This window comes from Stenotrophomonas sp. YJH_SMC_20 (genome assembly GCF_059367845.1).
The window spans coordinates 163701-181337 of record NZ_JCAFRG010000009.1 but is presented as its reverse complement, the minus strand read 5'-3'; the positions used below and the strand labels follow the sequence as shown (position 1 = coordinate 181337).

Sequence of the window (17637 nt, the reverse complement as noted above, 5' to 3'; positions counted from 1 at the left end):
AATCGGCGCCCGCTTAATCGACCCGTGACCTGAGTGAATTACGAAGAGTTGCTGGCCTTTGCAGGCCGAAACCCGATGCTGTCCGCGGCCCTGGTCGGCCTGACCGTGGCCATCATCGTCACCGAGATCCGCCGCCTGTTCCGGGGCTTCAAGGGCATCAAGCCCGCCGAACTGACCCAGCTGATCAACGCGGGCGGCACGGTGGTGGTCGACCTGTCGGCCAGCGGTGACTTCGAGAAGGGCCACATTGCCGGCAGCCGCAACGCCCAGGCCAGTGCCTTCGGCCCGGAGCACAAGCTGGTGGCCAACGCCAGGCAGTCGCCGGTGGTGCTGGTGTGCCGCAGCGGCAACGCCTCGGAAACCGCCGCCAAGGCGCTGAAGAAGGCCGGCTTCGAGAAGGTCTACGTGCTCGACGGCGGCATTCCTGCCTGGCAGCAGGCCGAGCTGCCGCTGGTCAAGGGCCGCAACTGATTGCCGCAGGTGGCGGATCCGGCCTTGTATGGGCCTGATCCCGCCCCCATCGCAGTAATTCGACCATCGTTTTCATTGCATTCATTGGAGTTACTGGAAATGTCCGAAGAGATCACCAACGGCGCTGCTGCGCCGGTCGATGCCGCCACCGGCCCCGCTTTCACCGTCGAGAAGATCTACGTCAAGGACGTCTCCTTCGAGTCGCCGAACGCCCCGACCATCTTCAATGACCAGGTGCAGCCGGAGCTGCAGCTGAACCTGAACCAGCAGGTGCAGCGCCTGGGTGAGAACGCCTTCGAAGTCGTGCTGGCCGTGACCCTCACCTGCCAGGCCGGTGAGCGCACCGCCTACGTGGCCGAAGTGAAGCAGGCCGGCGTGTTCGGCCTGGTCGGCCTGGACCCGCAGTCGATCGACGTGCTGCTCGGCACCCAGTGCCCGAACATCCTGTTCCCGTACGTGCGCCAGCTGATCAGCGACCTGATCCAGGCCGGCGGCTTCCCGCCGTTCTTCCTGCAGCCGATCAACTTCGAAGGCCTGTACGCAGAAACCCTGCGCCAGCGCCAGGAGCAGGGCGACGCACCGTCGCTGGCTGACTCCGAGCCGGCCGGCAACGCCTGATTCCTGCCGCGACGTCACGGATGAGCACTCCCGCTGACAAGATCGCCGTGCTGGGCGCCGGTTCCTGGGGAACCGCGCTGGCCAGCCTGCTCGCACGGCACGGTCACCCGACCGTGCTGTGGGGGCGCGATGCTGCCGTGGTCGACGCCATCGACCAGCGCCACGAGAACCCGCGTTACCTGCCGGGCATCCCGCTGCCGGACAGCCTGCGTGCCACTACCGACCTGGCGTCGGCGGTGGAGGGCGCGGCCTGGATCCTGGTGGTGACCCCCTCGCATGCCTTCGGCGAAACCGTGCGCGCGCTGGCGCCGCTGCGCCCGGCCGGTGCCGGCGTGGCCTGGGCCACCAAGGGCTTTGAGCCCGGTTCGGGCCGCTTCCTGCACGAAGTGGCGCGCGAAGTGCTGGGCGAGGACGTGCCGCTGGCCGTGGTCACCGGCCCGTCGTTCGCCAAGGAAGTGACCCAGGGCTTGCCGACCGCGATCACCGTGCACGGCGACGTGCCCGAGTTCGCGCAGACGGTGGCCGAGGCGATGCATGGCCCGGCGTTCCGCGCCTACACCGGCGACGACATGGTCGGTGCCGAGTTGGGCGGCGCGATGAAGAACGTGCTGGCGGTGGCCACCGGCGTGGCCGATGGCATGCAGTTGGGCCTGAACGCCCGTGCCGGCCTGATCACCCGCGGCCTCAACGAAATGCTGCGCCTGGCCGCTGCGATCGGCGCCAAGCCGGAAACGCTGATGGGCCTGGCCGGCCTGGGCGATCTGGTGCTGACCTGCACCGGCGACCTGTCGCGCAACCGCCGCCTGGGCCTGGCCCTGGGCCGCGGCCAGACGCTGCAGGATGCCGTGCGCGAGATCGGCCAGGTGGTCGAGTCGGTGCAGACTGCCGACGAAGTGATGCGACAGGCGCGCCGCCATGGCATCGACCTGCCGATCTCCGACGGTGTGCGTGCCGTGCTGCATGGCGAGCAGACCCCGGAAGAAGGTCTGCGCGCACTGCTGGCGCGGGAACAGAAACCGGAGTATCCGGACACGCTGTTCAAGTGAATCGAAAAACCCCGGCCAGGTGCCGGGGTTTTTTCTTGTGCGCCTCATCCACGCATGGCGTGGATCCAGGACGGATCCCGCTTCTGGTAGCGGCCAACCTTGGTTGGCGCCCGGTAGCGCCGGGCCATGCCCGGCGGCATTCATCACCGCGCCCGCGGCGGCGCGTTGCTGTTGTCCATGTCCGAAAAGATCAGCCACGGCCCATCACGCTCACGCTTCAGCGTGAGCGTGAACTTGCCGGTATCGCCCACGTTGTTGCCGTAGCTGTACGCACCGATGATGTAACCCGTGTTCCCTTCCACCGCATACGCCAAGGCACGCAACCGCAACGGACTGCCGCCCTGTCCGGCATATGCAGCCTCGATCGCAGTGCGCCCGCGCACGGGTGGCTGGTTGCTCTGCAGCACAAAGCCATCCTCGGCGAAGAGCGCAGCCAGTGCCCTGGCATCACCCCCCGCGCCACGCCTGCTCGTAGTTGCGCAGCACACGGTCCAGCGGTGCGGGCAGGGCTGCGTCCGGGAGAGGCTGCGCAGACTTCGCGTTTTCTGCATCGTGGGCAATTGCCGGCAATGCCAGCAGCAGGGCACTGCAGAAGATCATGGCGAGTCGTGTGCGGCGCATGCGTCCAGGCCCTGGCGATGATGGGAAGGCTTCAGACGCATCCTAGCGCGCCGCTGGTTAGAATCACGCGGCCGCCGATTCGGTGGACGCGGCGCAGATCAGACAAGGACACGCGATGAAGATGCGAATCACAGGGATGGCGATGATGGCCGCGCTGCTGGCAGCCTGCGGACAGGCGCCGGAGAAGACTGGCGAGGCCGCGCCTGCTGCGGCGCCAGCACCAACCACCGAAGCTCCGGCCGCCACGGCCACGGTGGTCGAGAAGGAACCGTCAATCGAAGACAGCGTGGACCCCGCGGTGTGGGACAGCGAGGGCGAACCGGAAGACCCGGGCGCCGGCGGCGAACTGACCTGCGCGGACAATCCGCTGGCGACCCACTTCTTCACCCTGGTCGGCGGCAGTACCGTGGACGACTGCGGCCGCAAGGACCCGAAGGTGCTGGCCGCGTTCGATGCGCTGATGAAGGGCACGCAGGACGCCGAATCCACTGACAAGGATATGCCGTCGCTGCGCAAGCGCCTGTTGAGCGGACCCAGCGGCCCTGGCGAGCTGGTAGTGCTGCAGGGCGAGCCGTGGTGGTTCTACACCGCCTGCCAGGCCCACGACTGCCCCGGCACCGCGTTGGCGATGCTGTACTCACCCACGCAGGCGAAGATGGTCGGCCGTCTTACCGCGCGCTGCCGTGTGTGGTGGCTGGGCGAGCCGACGGCGGAACAGCGTGAGCAGATCGAACAGCGCCAGCCACTGCAGGATGCCGCGTTGAAGGAAGACAGCGCGCTCTGCGAGTGATGTGGCGCCGGCGTCACCCGTCCGGCTGCATGCGCGCGCTGGCCTGTGCGTTCATCGTCAGGCACGCCATGATCAGCCCTTCCATCACCCGGTCGCCCACGTACTTGGCCTCCGTGCCGTTCTGGCGCACGCGTTCGGCCGCCAGCAGCAGCTCCAGCGTCACACGCTGGCCGGCCAGTGCGCAGTCCGCATCGGCCAGCGCCATGCAACGGCCCGGCATCTGGTGACGCTCCGGCCAGGGTTGGCCATCGGCGGCCGCGCCTTTGCCGATGCGGTGAAGCGTGGCGATGAAGGCGTTCGGGTCGGTCGCAGCCGCGTGCTCTGAGGGCTCACCGCCAGTGGCGGACGAGCGATGCGGATGCAGGCGGGGGAAGTCCGGTGAGGTCATGGCAGTGCTCCGTGCAGGACAGACGGTAGCCGCCACGCAAAGGTGGCGGGCGGAGACGTGGCTCGAAAACCGGGAGATCACGAACAAGACCGGCAGGCGCAAGGCCTCCACGCTCCGCCCGCCATAGCCGGCAGACGGAATGCCAGCCGGCGCCACGCGGGGTGACGCCGGCTGGCAAGCGCAAACAACGTTCGTGATCTAACGGGTTTTCGAGGCCCGGCCACCCATTTTCCGGCGGCCCGCCATCTGTACCGCCGTCGCTGCGCAACGCCAATCAGAAGAGTTGCATTCAACGCTGGATCAAAGACGCTTTTGGCATTTTTGCATGCTGTTAAGCCGTCGCAGACGCAGGCGCCGCAACGTCCGTAGCGGCATGGGGAATATGCGACCTGGGTCGAAGTTGATGACGTGGCGTACGGGTACCCCACCAGGCCGATGACGACAGTGCGGGGCGAAGGACGTAAATAGACTTCGACGCACCCCGGTCTGTCAGTGCTCTTCGCGTCTCTCGTACCAGGCTTGAGTACGGTTCACGATCCGCACCACAGACAACATGACCGGCACCTCGATCAGCACACCAACTACCGTCGCCAGCGCAGCCCCCGAATGCACGCCGAACAGCCCCACCGCGGTGGCAACCGCCAATTCGAAGAAGTTGCTGGCACCAATCAGTGCTGAAGGGCCGGCCACGCAATGCGCCACGCCCAGGCGACGATTGAGCAGGTAGCCCAGGCCGGAAGTGAAATAGACCTGGATCAGGATCGGCACCGCAATCAGTGCGATCACCAGCGGTTGCTTCACGATCTGCTGGCCCTGGAAGCCGAACAGCAGCACCAGTGTGAGCAGCAGCGCGCACAACGAGACGGGCCCCAGATGGCGAAGCACCCGCTGCAACGCCGCCTCGCCACGATGCATCAGGATCCAGCGCCGCAGCAACGCAGCCAGCAGCACCGGCACCACGATGTAGAGGCCAACGGACAGCAGCAGGGTATCCCACGGCACGGTGATCGCCGACAGGCCCAGCAGCAGTGCAACCACCGGCGCGTAGGCCACCACCATGATCGCGTCGTTCAACGCCACCTGGCTCAGGGTGAAGTTGGCATCGCCACGGCACAGGTTGCTCCAGACGAACACCATGGCGGTGCAGGGCGCGGCCGCCAGCAGGATCAGCCCGGCGATGTAGCTGTCGATCTGTGCTGCGGGCAACCAGTCGGCGAAGGCATGGCGCAGGAACAGCCAGCCCAGCAGCGCCATTGAGAACGGCTTCACCGCCCAGTTGATGAACAGCGTCACGCCGATGCCCTTCCAGTGCTGCTGCAACTGGCGCATCGCAGTGAAGTCGACCTTCAGCAGCATCGGGATGATCATCAGCCAGATCAGTACCGCAACCGGCAGGTTGACCTTGGCGATCTCTGCGGATGCCAGCGCGGCAAAAGCACCGGGTAGGAAGTGGCCCAGCAGCGTGCCGACCGCAATGCAAAGCCCGACCCAAAGCGTCAGGTGGCGTTCGAACAGATTCATGCGGGAAGTCACGGCATGCTGTCGGTCGGCTGCAACTGTCCAATCTGATCCAGCGCGTGCTGCAGCGCTTCGCGGTCGGACCACAATGAGTCAGGCAAGGCGAGCAATGCACGCAGTCGCAGCTTCACGATGGCATGGGCCTGCGCGAATGCCGCGACCTTGTCGGCATCGCTACCCGCTACGGCCGCCGGATCGGGCAGGCCCCAGTGGCCGCGGATGAAATCACCGAACACCACCGGGCAGGCCTCCGCTGCGGCTGAGTCGCATACGGTGATTACCAGGTCCATCGGGGCTGCACCCACGAACTCATCCCACGACTTGCTGCGCAGCCCTTCAATGGGCATTCCTTCGGCCTGCAACTGGGCCAGCGCGAAGGGGTTGATCTGGCCAGTGGGCTGGCTGCCCGCACTGAATGCGCTGAAGCGATCGCCGCCCCAGGCGCGCAGGGTGGCTTCAGCAAGCACGCTGCGGGCGCTGTTGCCGGTGCAGAGGAACAGGACATTACGGGTCATGTGGCTTCCGTGGTCAGTGAGTGGCTTGGACATGCAAAGCGCGCTGCCCGGACAGAGACGGGTGAACTCGGCAGAGCTGCGGATCGCCTCCGCTATCTGCGCGCGATCGCATCCGGCATAGCCGTGCCGCGCGAACCACGAGCCTGCCGATGTTGTCAGCAGCACCAGTTCCCTGACCTGCATACGGTGGGCCATCTCTTCGGCCGCTGCCAGCAATGCGCGTCCAAGGCCGGTGCCGCGTCGGTCATCAGACACCACCAGGGAGCGGAGCAGCGCCGAGGCGCCGAAAACCTGCAATCCAACGGCGCCCACGGGGACGCCGTCGAGGTCTGCGACGAGAAACACGACCTCGCTGCTTTCCAGATCGGCCACGGGCAACTGCGCCCGCTGCAGAAGGTCTCGGATGCAGGACAGGTCGTCGCGCGTGCCGGCACGAATCACGGGGTCTGGCTTCATCTCAGCACCTGCAGGCCGGTTCGCTTGCCGCGCACTGCTGGTCCGGCGAACCCGCGCAGCAATTGTGCGTCAGGTACTGGATCAAGCCGTTCATCGCATCGAAGTTGGCGCGATAGCAGACATGGCGGCCCTGGCTTTCGCTCTCCACCAGCCCGGCCTGCACCAGCTCCTTCAGGTGGAAGCTGAGCGTGGCTGGGGGCACCTGCAGGGCCGTGGCGATGTCGCCCGCCATGCGCCCTGCCGGGCCAGCCTCCACCAGCAGGCGGAAAGAAGCCAGGCGGGTGGCATGACCGAGCGCGGTGAGGGCGGTGATTGCATTTAACGTTTCCATATTTCTAGAATAATCGAATGAATAAGCCAATCACAAGCCCTGACCTGCCCAATCTGGTGGAATCGTCATTGCCCCAGCCCAATCATCACAAGCTCGCCGCGGCAGATCTGGGGCCGCCACGCATTCTCCTGCTCTACGGCTCGCTGCGGCCGCAGTCCTTCAGCCGCAAGCTGGCGCTCGAAGCCGAGCGATTGCTGCGCCATCTGGGGTGCGAAACCCGCATGTTCGATCCGCATGCGCTGCCCATGCTGGACAGCGTGGACACGAGCCACCCTGAAGTGCAGCGGTTGCGTGCGTGGTCGCAGTGGTCGGAAGGCCAGGTCTGGGTCAGCCCCGAGCGGCACGGCACGGTCACCGGCGTGTTCAAGAACCAGATCGACTGGTTGCCGCTGGAAGATGGCAGCGTGCGGCCCACGCAGGGCAGGACGCTGGCGGTGATGCAGGTGAGCGGCGGCTCGCAGTCGTTCAACACCGTCAACACGTTGCGCGTGCTCGGTCGCTGGATGCGCATGCTGACTATCCCCAACCAGTCATCGGTGGCCAAGGTCTGGCAGGAATTCGATGACGACGGCCGGATGAAACCCTCGCCGTACTACGACCGGGTGGTGGACGTGATGGAAGAGCTGGTGAAGTTCACGCTGCTGACGCGTGGCCGGTCGGACTACCTGGTGGACCGCTACAGCGAGAGGAAGGGCGACGCGCTCGCGGCCGCATTGGCGCAGGCTGCTGGCGCTACCGCCTCCTGAGTTCCGCTACGCAAACGCGCTCTATTTGCTCGCGCGCCGCGCGCCCTTCTCGTCTTCTTCCTTCGCATTCCCACGGCTCTGTGCGAACTCCGGGAAGGTCTTCGCGATCGAATCCTTGTCCGGCAGGATGTAGAACACACCGCCCTTCTCGAACGTGGAGTGCACGATCTGCTCGTAGAACGCAGGCGAAACGTTGATGCAACCGTGGGTGACGCGGTTGTCGTCCGGCGTGGGCGATGCCAGTCGTTCGGCACGCTTTTCCTTCGGGCTGCCCGGCGGCAGCGGGTGCATTGAAACCGCGGAATCGTAGTCCACCCACAGCACGCGTCCGGCATCGTCGGACGGGCCGTAACCGCCAATGAAGCGGCCGGCAGGCGTGGTGCGGTCGTGGCCGGGAATTGCGCTCAGTGCGAGCTTGGCGACGCCCGGTACGGAGTGGTCGCCGATCGCCGACCCAAACAGCGCCGGTGCTGCGCCGCGCAGCTTGCCGTCACCGCCGAAGACCAGAACCTGCGCCGCCGCCTTGTCCATGACCGCAAACGGATAGCCCTGGTTGTCCTTGCTGGCGACCACCCAGCCGGCCAGCTCGATCACTGTTTCGGACACGCTCTGGTCGGGCGGAAGTTCATCAACGGCGGCAATGCGTTGTTCAGGCGCTTCCTTGTCCTTGCCCTTGGCGCTGGCTGCGCCGCTGCACGCAACGGCCAGTGCCAACGCCAGTGCGGCATGGAAGACGCGGCGTGCAGGGGAGGAGGAGGTACGAATGGGACGGCTCCTTGCAATGCAATTCTGGGTGGAAGGATGCCAGTGGCCGGCGAAGGCCACTGGTTCCCGATACAGAGGTGGATCAATTCAAAGGGTGAGAGAGCTATCAGCCGCGCGGCTTGCGACCGGCCGGTGCCCTTTCAAGCTGCTGTACGCGGCCTTCGATCTGGTCCAGACGCTGGTTGGCCTGCTGCGCCGACTGGTTGGCGGACTCGGCACTCTGGGCAGCGCCCTGCACCTTTACGTCGAGCTGATCGAGGCGCGAGTTGATGGTTGCGAACTCGTCCTTGTAGGTGGCGCAAGCGCCGAGGCTTACGGTGGCCACGATGGCGACGGTGATGGCGCGTGCTGCGTTGATGTGCTGCTTGGTCAGTTTCATTTCCAACTCCCTCCTTCGTCTGGGGAAGCTGGAATATAGCGGCGTTTGTTCCCGGCGCTAGCCCGTGCTTTCAGCTGGAATTGGAAGACGTGGAAGCGCTGTGAAGACGTTCGATCAACAAAACTTAACAAGCAGGATCACGCGGGCGGACGTGCATCGGCCGGCTTGCCTTGTGCCTGTTCAGAAGCACGTATTCATCAGCATGAAGCGGATTTCATCGAAGTGCCGTCGGCACCGCCTCGATGCCAGCGCACGCGGGCCGCCACCGGCTGGCTTCCAGCAGCGCCTGATAGAGCAGGGTGGGCTGCTCGACTTCCACGCGTGCACTTGGCTGTTGCACGTGCACGTACTCGTGGGCAATCAGGTGTACGAAACGGTCACCGACATCGGCCTGCATCCAGGCGGCGTCGCACAGCGCTTGCAGTCCAATGACCACGCCTGCTTCGGCGGTCACGCCACCACTGTTGCAGCGGCCCACCAGTACGGTGACCGGGGAAAGCGCCGCAGACGGCAACAAGGTGCCCAGCTGATCGACGGCAGCGGCGACGCGCATGCGGATCGATGGCAATGCTGTCGCGCAGGTTCTCGCTTTCGCAAACAATGCCGGCGTGTCCTGGATGGCCCTGGCCAGCCGCTCCATCGAGCCGATACGGCTGTCGGTGAAGCTGCGCAGAGCGTCTGTGCCAGCATCCAGATAGCCGCGCTGCAGATCGTCGGCACTCGGCTTTCCAGCGCTGGCATCCAGCACATGGAAGAAACGCGTGACATCGTCCGTCTGAATCACGATGCGCGCAGGAGGCTGGCTGCGCTCGGCCGCCTGCAGCATCATCGCAAGGATGATGAGCAGCAGCTCGCGCACCCTACGACGGGCACGTCCCCGCAACAGCGGTGACGCGGCGGATGTGTGCGGCATGCGGAGTTCCCTGAACGTCGCCCATATTTATATACCAGTCAGTTCAATATTCAGGGTTGATTAGACCCCCTAACGGATAATTCACACCTGTCGATCGCCTCCTCTCTCTCCCCCTCCCGGGAGGCGGCCGACGAAACCAAAATAATTAAAGGTGTGTCCCGATGAACAAGAATTCGCTGCTTGCCCTGGGTCTTCTGGCTGCCCTGCCGTTCGCTGCATCGGCAACCGATGGCCTGTCGTACAACTACGTTGAAGGCGGCTACGTGAACACCGATGCCAAGGGCGGCGACGCCGATGGCTGGAAGGTGAAGGGTTCCGTTGCGGTGCACCCGAACTTCCACGTCTTTGGCGACTACAGCGCCCAGGAAACCGACAAGTTCAAGAATGACGTCGACCAGTGGCGCCTGGGTGTCGGCTACAACTACGGCATCGCACCGAACACCGACCTGGTGGCCCGTGTTGCGTACCAGAAGTACGACGAGAAGCGCGGCCTGGACTTCAACGGTTACTCCACCGAAGTGGGCGTGCGCACCGCGTTCAACCCGTACGTGGAAGGCTACGTGATGGCCGGCTACGAAGATTTCAGCAAGAAGCACGGTTACAACCCGGACGGCGAGTTCTACGGCCGTGTCGGCGCCACCGCCAAGTTCAACCAGAACTGGGGCCTGAGCGGCGAAGTGAAGCTGGCCAAGGCCGGCGACCGCGAGTGGTTCGTGGGCCCGCGCTTCACCTGGTAACAAACGCCTGTCGTTAGTGCGTGTTGTGCTGGCGTGTGACTCTCTCTCTCTCTCCCACACGCCAACCGAAGCCCGGCCTCGCGCCGGGCTTCACTTTTATGGGCCCTGTAGCGCGACAATGCGGCATGGGCGACTCTTCTTCCCTCGCATGCACTGGCACGGCCTACCAGGAGCATCTGGCACCCGCGCCGCTGCGTGGCCACTTTGGACAGCTGTGGCAGAGCCAGCTTCCTGCCGATGCCGATGGGCACGTCACCGTACTGCCTGACGGTTGCGTGGACATTCTCTGGCGCGACGGCGTGCTGTTCGTGGTCGGGCCGGACCGCGTGGCCGCGCACCCGGGGCTGGCACCCGGTGCGCAGGTGCTGGGCGCACGTTTCCGTCCCGGCCAGGCACTGGCCGCGCTGGGCCTGCCCCTGGCCGGGATCATCGGCCAGGCCGTGCCCCTGGCTGACCTGAAGGGCGCGTGGGCGAGCAAGGCGGGGGCCTCCATTGGTGACACCGCGCCTGAACAGCGCCTGCAGCGGATGGCGCACTGCCTGCAACAGCATATGGGTGCGTCCGCGCTCGATACCCCGGCGCAGCGTGCACATGCCCTGTTCCAGGCGCTCGCCATTGGTGACGCCACGCTGGATACGCTGGCGGCACGCCTGAGCCTGAGTCCGCGCAGCCTGCGGCGCTTCAGCCAGTCGCAGTTCGGCTACGGCGCCAAGACGCTGGAACGGATCCTGCGGCTGCAACGTTTTCTGCGCCACAGCCGCGCGCTGCCGCAGCACTCCCTGGCGATGCTGGCCGCCGAGGCCGGCTATGCCGACCAGGCGCACCTCAGCCGCGAGGCGCGCGAACTGGCTGGCGTGACCGCCAGCGAACTGCGCCTGGAGTGGGGGCAATGATGGCCGTTTTGTTCAAGACCACGGTGCTGCATTGATCGATGCTGGGCTCCCAACACGGAGCCACGCCATGAGCCACGCCGCATCCCGCGATGCCGAACGCCGCATCGACAACATCGAATTCAACGTCGCCGACATTGCCCGCAGCAAACGCTTCTACGGCGAGGTGTTCGGTTGGCACTTCACCGACTATGGCCCGGCCTACACCGAATTCGACGATGGCCGCCTGAAGGGCGGCTTCGTGGCCGACGTGCCGGTGCGTGCCCACGGCGGGCCGCTGGTGATCGTGTATTGGGCGGACCTGTCCGACGCGCAGCAGCGCGTAGTCGCTGCCGGTGGCGAGGTGGTGCGGGCGGTGTTCGCATTCCCCGGCGGCCGCCGCTTCCACTTCCGCGACCTGGATGGCTACGAGCTGGCGGTCTGGAGTGATGTGGATTGAGGTCTTCGTACCTTCGCTGGTGGACGGAACGAGAACCGCTCCGTCCCCGGTCAGGCGGTTCCGCTATGATCGCCCGCACATCGCCACACGCGACGCGCCCGCCTCAAGCCCGCAGGAATACCGTGAACACCCAGCCCGCCCAGATCACCGCCGTCAACCACACGCTCGACAATGAGCCGCAGCAGATCACCGCGCCACTGACCCATTCGGCGGCGTTCCTGGTGCTGAAGGTGAAGGATGATGAGGCGTCGATCGCCAGGGCGCGCGAGGTGTTGGCCAGCACCGACGACCTGATCAAGAACACCGCCATCCGCGAGATCGAGCGCACCTTCACCTGCAACGTGGCCATTGGTCACCGCGTGTGGAAGCCGCTGGTGGGCACCACGCCGCCGCGTGAGCTGCAGCCGTTCCGCGAGATCAAGGGCGCGACCCACACCGCCGTGTCCACGCCGGGTGACCTGCTGTACCACATCCGTGCACGCACGATGGACCTGATCGTGGCGTTCGAGCGCAACCTGCTGATGGCCTTCGACGATGCGGTGGAAGCGGTCGATGACGTGGCTGGCTTCCGCTATTTCGATGGCCGCGACCTGCTCGATTTCGTCGACGGCACCGCCAACCCGGAAGGGCTGTCGCTGCCGGAAGCCACGATCGTGGGTGAGGAAGACCCGGAGCATGCCGGCGGCAGCTACGTGGTGGTGCAGAAGTACCTGCACAATCTCGATGCCTGGCGCGCGCAGAAGACCGAGGCGCAGGAGGCGATCATCGGCCGCACCAAGCACGACAACATCGAGCTGGACGATGCACCGGCCGATGCGCAGAAATCGCACAAGACCCTGTGCACCATCGAGGACGCCGACGGCGAGCATGAGATCCTGCGCGACAACATGCCGTTCGCCAACCCGGGCCGCGGCGAATACGGCACCTACTTCATCGGCTACACGCGCCGCCTGTGGGTGATCGAGAAGATGCTCGAGCGCATGTTCATCGGCAATCCCGCGCCACTGCACGACCGCATCCTTGATTTCTCCACCGCCACCACCGGCGTGACCTTCTTCGCGCCCTCGCGCAAAGTGCTGGCCGATCTGGGCGACTGATCGCGGCTCTCGTCCTTGCGCATGCTACTGGCCGCTCTGTTCCAGTAGATCCACGCCACGCGTGGATGGTACGCACGTTGCCCGTAGCAGCCACGCATGGCGTGGCTCTACTGTGCCGCCATCTGCCTGTCATCTGCCGCCCCGACCATCTGCTGTTGGATGCGAGTGCAGGAGGCAGGCGATGGCGATGGCAAGGAACACAATCGGTGCACGCCGCTGGTGGCGGCCACTTGCCGCGTTGTTCGGGGCATTGGCACTGGGGAGTGCCAGCGTTTCCGCGCAGGAAGCCCCTGCGCATTGGATGGCCTACGCCGCTGCGGTCGGTGGCCAGCTGCAGCAGCGCCTGCAGCAGGAGCAGGACCCGCAGGCGCAGCGCGTGCTGGAATGGCTGCAGGCACATCCGGACGCACCGACGCCGCTGCCGGTGAGCGTGTGGATCGCGGCGGATGGCCGCATCTCGAAGCTGGAATTCGACAGCCTGGGTGACGCCCAGGTCGACGCAGACCTGCGCGCGACGCTGCAGGGCGCGCCGTTGCAGGCAGCCCCGCCGGCCGACATGCGCCAGCCGCTGCGGTTGGGCCTGTTGCTGGAGCCGAAGTAGATCCACGCCATGCGTGGATGTGGTGAGTAGATGCCGACCTTGGTCGGCAGGCGCGCGCCAACCCGGGTTGGCGACTACCGGTAGCCCGCCACGCATGGCGTGGCTCTACTGCGTTGCCACCTGTGGCTCGCGCGCGGCGGCGCTCCATGCGCGCAGGCCGAACACGGCCAGGCCGAGGAAGAACACGTACAGCGCGGCGGTCACGTGCAGCGACTTGAACAGGTACGCACCCACGTAGACCACGTCCACCGCGATCCACACCCACCAGCAGGCCACGTGGCGGCGCGCCTGCCACCACTGCCCGACCAGGCTCAGGCCGGTCAGCAGCGCGTCCAGCCACGGCAGGGCGGCATCAGTGAAGCTGTGCATGGCTGCACCCAGCGCCACGCCACCACACAGGCCGATGGCCAGGTCGCGCAGCAGCTTGCCGCGCGCCAGCGGCACGATGCGGATGCTGCCCTCATCGGCGGCATGCTGCCGCCAGTTGAGCCAGCCGTAGACCAGGAAGCCACCGAAGGCGACCTGCAGCAGGGTATCCGAGTACAGCTTGGCCTCGGCGAACACCAGCCCGTACAGCGTCACCGACAGCAGGCCCACCGGCCACGCCACCAGCCGGCGCCGGGCCATCAGCCAGACGCCAAGGATGCTGCACAGTGCGGCGGTCCACTCGAGCATCACGCCGCTCACAGCGCGAACGTCACCGACAGGCGGGCCTGTCGCGGTGCACCGGGGAACAGGTAGTAGTCACCGCCGCTGCTGCCGGTATCGCGCCAGTAGAAGCGGTTGAACACATTGTCCACCGACAGGTTCCAGGTCACCGCACGCTCGTGCAGGCGATGCTGGAAGCGCAGGCCGGCATCGAACACCGAGTAGTCCGGTGCGCGCACGCCGCCGTCGGCACGTGCGACGTTGGCACCGGCATAACGCCAGCCGCCAGTGACATCCAGGCCCTGCACGAACGGCAGCGCATAGGCCACATGCACGCTGGCCCGCACCTTCGGCACATTCACCAGCTGATGGCCTTCATAAGCCGGCGTGCCGGTGTCGCGCGCACGCGCCTGCAGCACGCTGGCACTGGCCACGATCTGCAGCGCATCGGTCAGCTGGCCGTTGGCGGTCAGCTCCAGGCCGGTGTGGGTCTGCGTGCCTTCTTCGATGAAGGTGTAGCCGACGTCGCTGTTGTCCGGCTTGGCGTACTGGTACGGCTGCGAAATGCGGAATACCGCCGCGCCCAGCGTCAGTGCTTCGACCGGCACGTACTTCACGCCCACTTCCAGCTGCCGCGACTGCACCGACGGCAGGAAGGTGTCGGCGTTGCTGGTCCAGAACGGCGCTTCCTGGCCCAACGAAATGCCGCGCACGTAGCTGGCATAGGCATTGAGCTGGTCGGTGGCCTTCCACACCACGGCGGTCTGCGGCAGGAAGCGCGACAGGCGGCTGTGCCGCTGTGGGGTGCCACGCTTGTCGTAGGCACGCTCGTCCAGGCGCACGAAGCGGCCACCCGCCAGCCACTGCCAGTCATCGCCGAAGCTCATCCGGTCCAGCGCGAAGAACGCGGTCTGGCGGCTGTCCAGGCGACGTGCGGACGGGCCCGGCATCTTCGGCGACGGCGCGAACACCGGCACCGGTGCCTCGTGGATGTTGGTGGTGCCGACGTACTCGTTGACGCTCGGGCGCCTGTCCACGGTGCGGCGGAAGTAGTCGGCGCCGAGGGTCAGCTCATGGCCGACGCTGGCGGTCTCGAAACGGCCACGCAGCTCGGCACGGGCCTGCTGGTTGCGGCGGGTATCGTCCGGGCTGCGGTAGTCGTAGACGTCGTAGTCGCCGTTGGGCGCGAAGTAGTTGCCCGGCACGCTGCCATCGGCGCATTGCACGGCGTAGTAGCAGCCGTAGGCGAAGGCGACGTTGTCATCGATTACCGAGCGGCTGTGGCCGACCGAGACGCGCGACTGCCAGGCCTCGTTGAAGTCGTAGGTGTGCAGGGCGGTGATGTTGGTGCTGGCGATATCCACCGGACGCTGCCACGGCTGGTAGCCGAGCAGGTGCTCGCGGTCGACGCCGCGCGGCAGGTCGCGTGCGCCCAGCAGCTGGTAACCGGACACCGAACGCTGCGAACTGGTCTGGTAATTGGCGTCCACCTCCAGCTTGCCGCGTTCGCCGATCAGCCAGTCGGCCGCCAGCGAGTAGAAATTGCGGCGGCCATCGGCGTGCTCGACATAGGAATTGCTGGAATCCCACGCGGCATTCAGGCGCAGGCCGAAGCGCGGGGTGATCCAGTGGCCGACATCGACGGCGACGTAGCGCGAGCCTTCCGAATCGGTGCCGAGCGTGGCGGTGCGCACTTCGGCCGGGCGCTTGCCGATGTAGTTGATGATGCCACCCGGTGCCATCACGCCTGCGGCCAGGCCGGCTTCACCCTTGAGGATCTCAACCGACTGCACGTTCTCCAGCGCCAGGCGCTGTTCGCCGGCGATGGACAGGCCGTTGAAGCGGTAGCCGGTGGCGGCGTCCAGCGCGAAGCCACGGATGGCGATGTTCTGGTAGTAGCCCACAGGTGCATACGCATCACCCAGCGAGGCATCGTTGCTGGCCAGCTCGGACAGCGAACGCACCTGGCGACGGTCGAGGTAATCGGGCTCAAGCACGTTCACCGAGGCCGGCGTGTCCTTCCAGCTGCCGCCACCGAAGGCGTTCACGCGCGAGGTATCGGCCTTCGGTTTGCCGGCCTGCACGCGTACCGCTGCCAGTTCGGTGGGCGAGCGCTCGGCGCCGGTGGCAGCCGCATCGGGGGACGCCTCGGCCTCGCTGGCGTGCAGCGGCAGCGCGGCGCAGAGGGCGAGGGAGAGCAGGGTGGGGCGAAGGCAGCGGTTCATTCGATTCGTCTTCGGACAACAAGGGAGACGAAGCGACGGCGCGCAGGTGCACCGGCCCATGACGGGGGTGTGGCTGCGGCTCAAAGCTCCCTACGCCGGTGCAAACCGGATCAGGTTCCAAGGGACTCTCTCAGCCTGGCAGATCCAGGCACCCCCGCTTCAGGTGACCATTTCACTACAAATGGTACGGATTTGCGAGCCGGCGCCCTTCAGGCTGCCGCGTGCAGGGCCTGCAGCAGTGCCTGTCCCGGCGCGCTGTGGAACCACGCCGGGTGCCCCAGCATGAAGGGCTGCCACGCCACGTCGGCATTCGCGGTCGAGCCGGTGACACCTTCGAAGTACTCCACTTCGGACAGTGCGAAGTCGAAATGGACCATCGGCAGCAGGTCGGCCAGCAGGTGCACGCGTGCCGCCGACAGCGGCAGTACCTGGCGGTAGCCGTCGAGCAGGGCCAGCGCGATATCGATGCGCACCGCCTCCATGCCGCGCTCCAGCTCCAGCCACGCCACCGCGTTGCGCTCGATCGCGGTGGCGAGGTCGAACAGTGCGCTGGTAGGCGACGCCAGGCCGAAGTCCAGCACGGTACTGATCTGCCCATCGCGCCACAGCAGATTGGACACATGCCAGTCGTTGTGTGCCCACAGCCGGGGCTCGTCGCGCAGGCGTTCGGCCAGGCCGGCATGCCACGGCAGCACGTCACGCTGCAGCTGCGCCTCCCACGGAATGCGCGCGAGATAGCGGGCCAGCGCGGGGCGCTCGTGCAGCCCTGCCTTGATGGCCGCGACCGGATCGTCGCTGCGGATCAGATCATCGCGCGCGACCAGCACATGGGTACTGCGCTGGGGCGCGTGGTAGCTGGCGGCGGCACGGTGCAGCTGCGCGAGTGCGCGCCCGGCTTCGCGGGCCTGTGCAACGTCGGTCAGCAGCGACCACGATACGGCATTACGGTACAGATCCTCGCCGACGCCAACCGCATGCAGCTCGAAGGTCCATTCGCCATGCTCGACGGCGCTGTGGTCATCGGCCGCTGGCAGCACCTGCACCACCGGCACGCCCGCTGCGGCGAGATGGGCGATGAAGTGGTGTTCTTCTTCCAGGCAGGCCGCACTGCGCACGCTGTGGTGGTGGCGCTTGATGAACAGCGCGCCGTCCACGCCGTCGACGATGGCGGCGGCCGACAGCGGTCGGGGGCTGTGCCAGCGCGGTTGGCTGTGCTCGCCCAGCTGCGGGTAACGCTGGCGCAGCCACGCGATGTCCGCCGCGCTGATCGGTGGCCAGTCGGCAGCGACCTCGTCGTTGTTGAGGCCCTGCACGCGGTGGGAAGAAGAATTCATGCCGCAGCCCCGGTGGGGAAAGTCACATCCAAGGCTGCGCATTCAACGCCATGCACGCGGCCAACGCAAACGGGCGGGTCATCGACCCGCCCGTCCGTGCATCAGCTGC

The 17637-nt window shown here is 66.3% G+C and carries 19 protein-coding genes, 3 pseudogenes and 1 riboswitch; of the genes and pseudogenes, 10 read left to right on the top strand and 12 right to left on the bottom strand.

Going from position 1 to position 17637, the window contains the following annotated elements:
* The first annotated feature begins 33 nt into the window (after positions 1-33).
* From AC5P6A_RS15940 to AC5P6A_RS15930, 3 genes are all read left to right on the top strand, one after another.
* Positions 34-471, top strand: a complete 438-nt coding sequence (locus AC5P6A_RS15940) for a rhodanese-like domain-containing protein (RefSeq protein ID WP_058980222.1) — start codon at positions 34-36, stop codon at positions 469-471.
* A 99-nt stretch (positions 472-570) separates the two neighbouring features.
* The gene (gene secB, locus AC5P6A_RS15935; protein WP_005407596.1) at positions 571-1089 is read left to right on the top strand and encodes a protein-export chaperone SecB; all 519 of its coding nucleotides are present in this window, start codon (positions 571-573) and stop codon (positions 1087-1089) included.
* Positions 1090-1109: 20 nt separating this feature from the next.
* Positions 1110-2135: an NAD(P)H-dependent glycerol-3-phosphate dehydrogenase gene (locus AC5P6A_RS15930; RefSeq protein WP_019661922.1), complete on the top strand. Its 1026-nt coding sequence runs from the start codon at positions 1110-1112 to the stop codon at positions 2133-2135.
* 143 nt (positions 2136-2278) lie between these two features.
* Here AC5P6A_RS15930 and AC5P6A_RS15925 read toward each other — a convergent pair.
* Positions 2279-2735, bottom strand: a pseudogene (locus AC5P6A_RS15925) (YybH family protein).
* A gap of 136 nt (positions 2736-2871) precedes the next feature.
* Between AC5P6A_RS15925 and AC5P6A_RS15920 the strand changes: the two are divergent.
* A complete protein-coding gene (locus tag AC5P6A_RS15920) occupies positions 2872-3546 on the top strand; it encodes an Ivy family c-type lysozyme inhibitor (RefSeq protein ID WP_111097751.1) in 675 nt (224 codons plus the stop codon).
* A gap of 13 nt (positions 3547-3559) precedes the next feature.
* Here the strand turns inward: AC5P6A_RS15920 and AC5P6A_RS15915 are convergent, their stop codons facing one another.
* The 5 genes and pseudogenes from AC5P6A_RS15915 to AC5P6A_RS15895 form a co-directional block, all read right to left on the bottom strand.
* Positions 3560-3934 (bottom strand): hypothetical protein, encoded by a 375-nt coding sequence (locus AC5P6A_RS15915; protein ID WP_155028780.1) that lies wholly within the window; start codon positions 3932-3934, stop codon positions 3560-3562.
* 489 nt (positions 3935-4423) lie between these two features.
* The gene (gene arsB / locus AC5P6A_RS15910) at positions 4424-5455 is read right to left on the bottom strand and encodes an ACR3 family arsenite efflux transporter (protein ID WP_155028781.1); all 1032 of its coding nucleotides are present in this window, start codon (positions 5453-5455) and stop codon (positions 4424-4426) included.
* Between the two features lie 8 nt (positions 5456-5463).
* Positions 5464-5967: an arsenate reductase ArsC gene (locus tag AC5P6A_RS15905; RefSeq protein ID WP_229301631.1), complete on the bottom strand. Its 504-nt coding sequence runs from the start codon at positions 5965-5967 to the stop codon at positions 5464-5466.
* Positions 5968-6003: 36 nt separating this feature from the next.
* Positions 6004-6423 (bottom strand): annotated as a pseudogene (gene arsN2 / locus AC5P6A_RS15900) (arsenic resistance N-acetyltransferase ArsN2); the annotation flags it as partial.
* A gap of 1 nt (position 6424) precedes the next feature.
* Complete coding sequence (locus tag AC5P6A_RS15895; protein ID WP_021204021.1) at positions 6425-6754, bottom strand: ArsR/SmtB family transcription factor; 330 nt, start codon at positions 6752-6754, stop codon at positions 6425-6427.
* 17 nt (positions 6755-6771) lie between these two features.
* Between AC5P6A_RS15895 and arsH the strand changes: the two genes are divergently transcribed.
* Positions 6772-7500, top strand: coding sequence for an arsenical resistance protein ArsH (gene arsH, locus AC5P6A_RS15890; RefSeq protein WP_134735580.1), 729 nt, complete (start codon positions 6772-6774; stop codon positions 7498-7500).
* Between the two features lie 21 nt (positions 7501-7521).
* On the opposite strand, the gene AC5P6A_RS15885 is transcribed toward arsH, so the two are convergent.
* The 3 genes and pseudogenes from AC5P6A_RS15885 to AC5P6A_RS15875 form a co-directional block, all read right to left on the bottom strand.
* Entirely contained in the window at positions 7522-8214 is a 693-nt protein-coding gene (locus tag AC5P6A_RS15885) for a L,D-transpeptidase family protein (RefSeq protein WP_346715239.1), read from the bottom strand.
* A gap of 157 nt (positions 8215-8371) precedes the next feature.
* A complete protein-coding gene (locus tag AC5P6A_RS15880) occupies positions 8372-8644 on the bottom strand; it encodes a hypothetical protein (RefSeq protein ID WP_005407606.1) in 273 nt (90 codons plus the stop codon).
* A gap of 274 nt (positions 8645-8918) precedes the next feature.
* Positions 8919-9503, bottom strand: a pseudogene (locus AC5P6A_RS15875) (DUF2268 domain-containing putative Zn-dependent protease); the annotation flags it as partial.
* Between the two features lie 215 nt (positions 9504-9718).
* On the opposite strand from AC5P6A_RS15875, the gene AC5P6A_RS15870 reads away from it, so the two are divergent.
* The 5 genes from AC5P6A_RS15870 (at position 9719) to AC5P6A_RS15850 (ending at position 13321) form a co-directional block, all read left to right on the top strand.
* The gene (locus AC5P6A_RS15870) at positions 9719-10294 is read left to right on the top strand and encodes an OmpO family porin (RefSeq protein WP_004134798.1); all 576 of its coding nucleotides are present in this window, start codon (positions 9719-9721) and stop codon (positions 10292-10294) included.
* Positions 10295-10419: 125 nt separating this feature from the next.
* Positions 10420-11187 (top strand): helix-turn-helix domain-containing protein, encoded by a 768-nt coding sequence (locus AC5P6A_RS15865; protein WP_180877362.1) that lies wholly within the window; start codon positions 10420-10422, stop codon positions 11185-11187.
* A gap of 67 nt (positions 11188-11254) precedes the next feature.
* Positions 11255-11623, top strand: coding sequence for a VOC family protein (locus AC5P6A_RS15860; protein WP_155028784.1), 369 nt, complete (start codon positions 11255-11257; stop codon positions 11621-11623).
* Between the two features lie 122 nt (positions 11624-11745).
* Positions 11746-12720 carry a Dyp-type peroxidase gene (locus AC5P6A_RS15855; protein WP_155028785.1) on the top strand — a complete coding sequence of 325 codons (975 nt, stop codon included), beginning with the start codon at positions 11746-11748 and terminating at the stop codon, positions 12718-12720.
* A 181-nt stretch (positions 12721-12901) separates the two neighbouring features.
* Positions 12902-13321, top strand: coding sequence for a hypothetical protein (locus AC5P6A_RS15850; protein WP_111097758.1), 420 nt, complete (start codon positions 12902-12904; stop codon positions 13319-13321).
* 105 nt (positions 13322-13426) lie between these two features.
* Here the strand turns inward: AC5P6A_RS15850 and pnuC are convergent, their stop codons facing one another.
* The 3 genes from pnuC to AC5P6A_RS15835 all read right to left on the bottom strand — a co-directional run bounded on the left by pnuC (position 13427) and on the right by AC5P6A_RS15835 (position 17528).
* On the bottom strand, positions 13427-13996 hold the full coding sequence (gene pnuC / locus AC5P6A_RS15845) for a nicotinamide riboside transporter PnuC (protein ID WP_155028786.1): 570 nt from the start codon (positions 13994-13996) through the stop codon (positions 13427-13429).
* An 8-nt stretch (positions 13997-14004) separates the two neighbouring features.
* The gene (locus tag AC5P6A_RS15840; RefSeq protein ID WP_346715238.1) at positions 14005-16194 is read right to left on the bottom strand and encodes a TonB-dependent receptor; all 2190 of its coding nucleotides are present in this window, start codon (positions 16192-16194) and stop codon (positions 14005-14007) included.
* A 70-nt stretch (positions 16195-16264) separates the two neighbouring features.
* Positions 16265-16360, bottom strand: a riboswitch (TPP riboswitch).
* A gap of 43 nt (positions 16361-16403) precedes the next feature.
* Positions 16404-17528 carry a phosphotransferase gene (locus AC5P6A_RS15835; protein WP_180877358.1) on the bottom strand — a complete coding sequence of 375 codons (1125 nt, stop codon included), beginning with the start codon at positions 17526-17528 and terminating at the stop codon, positions 16404-16406.
* Positions 17529-17637 lie beyond the last annotated feature (109 nt).

Bases quoted from the DNA above. Each gene is read 5' to 3' on its own strand.
- AC5P6A_RS15870 (WP_004134798.1), top strand. From the start codon at position 9,719: ATGAACAAGAATTCGCTGCTTGCCCTGGGTCTTCTGGCTGCCCTGCCG.
- AC5P6A_RS15920 (WP_111097751.1), top strand. From the start codon at position 2,872: ATGAAGATGCGAATCACAGGGATGGCGATGATGGCCGCGCTGCTGGCA.
- AC5P6A_RS15840 (WP_346715238.1), bottom strand. From the start codon at position 16,194: ATGAACCGCTGCCTTCGCCCCACCCTGCTCTCCCTCGCCCTCTGCGCC.
- secB (WP_005407596.1), top strand. From the start codon at position 571: ATGTCCGAAGAGATCACCAACGGCGCTGCTGCGCCGGTCGATGCCGCC.
- AC5P6A_RS15915 (WP_155028780.1), bottom strand. From the start codon at position 3,934: ATGACCTCACCGGACTTCCCCCGCCTGCATCCGCATCGCTCGTCCGCC.
- AC5P6A_RS15850 (WP_111097758.1), top strand. From the start codon at position 12,902: ATGGCGATGGCAAGGAACACAATCGGTGCACGCCGCTGGTGGCGGCCA.
- AC5P6A_RS15880 (WP_005407606.1), bottom strand. From the start codon at position 8,644: ATGAAACTGACCAAGCAGCACATCAACGCAGCACGCGCCATCACCGTC.
- pnuC (WP_155028786.1), bottom strand. From the start codon at position 13,996: ATGCTCGAGTGGACCGCCGCACTGTGCAGCATCCTTGGCGTCTGGCTG.
- AC5P6A_RS15865 (WP_180877362.1), top strand. From the start codon at position 10,420: ATGGGCGACTCTTCTTCCCTCGCATGCACTGGCACGGCCTACCAGGAG.
- arsB (WP_155028781.1), bottom strand. From the start codon at position 5,455: ATGAATCTGTTCGAACGCCACCTGACGCTTTGGGTCGGGCTTTGCATT.
- AC5P6A_RS15860 (WP_155028784.1), top strand. From the start codon at position 11,255: ATGAGCCACGCCGCATCCCGCGATGCCGAACGCCGCATCGACAACATC.
- arsH (WP_134735580.1), top strand. From the start codon at position 6,772: ATGAATAAGCCAATCACAAGCCCTGACCTGCCCAATCTGGTGGAATCG.
- AC5P6A_RS15905 (WP_229301631.1), bottom strand. From the start codon at position 5,967: ATGACCCGTAATGTCCTGTTCCTCTGCACCGGCAACAGCGCCCGCAGC.
- AC5P6A_RS15835 (WP_180877358.1), bottom strand. From the start codon at position 17,528: ATGAATTCTTCTTCCCACCGCGTGCAGGGCCTCAACAACGACGAGGTC.
- AC5P6A_RS15930 (WP_019661922.1), top strand. From the start codon at position 1,110: ATGAGCACTCCCGCTGACAAGATCGCCGTGCTGGGCGCCGGTTCCTGG.
- AC5P6A_RS15895 (WP_021204021.1), bottom strand. From the start codon at position 6,754: ATGGAAACGTTAAATGCAATCACCGCCCTCACCGCGCTCGGTCATGCC.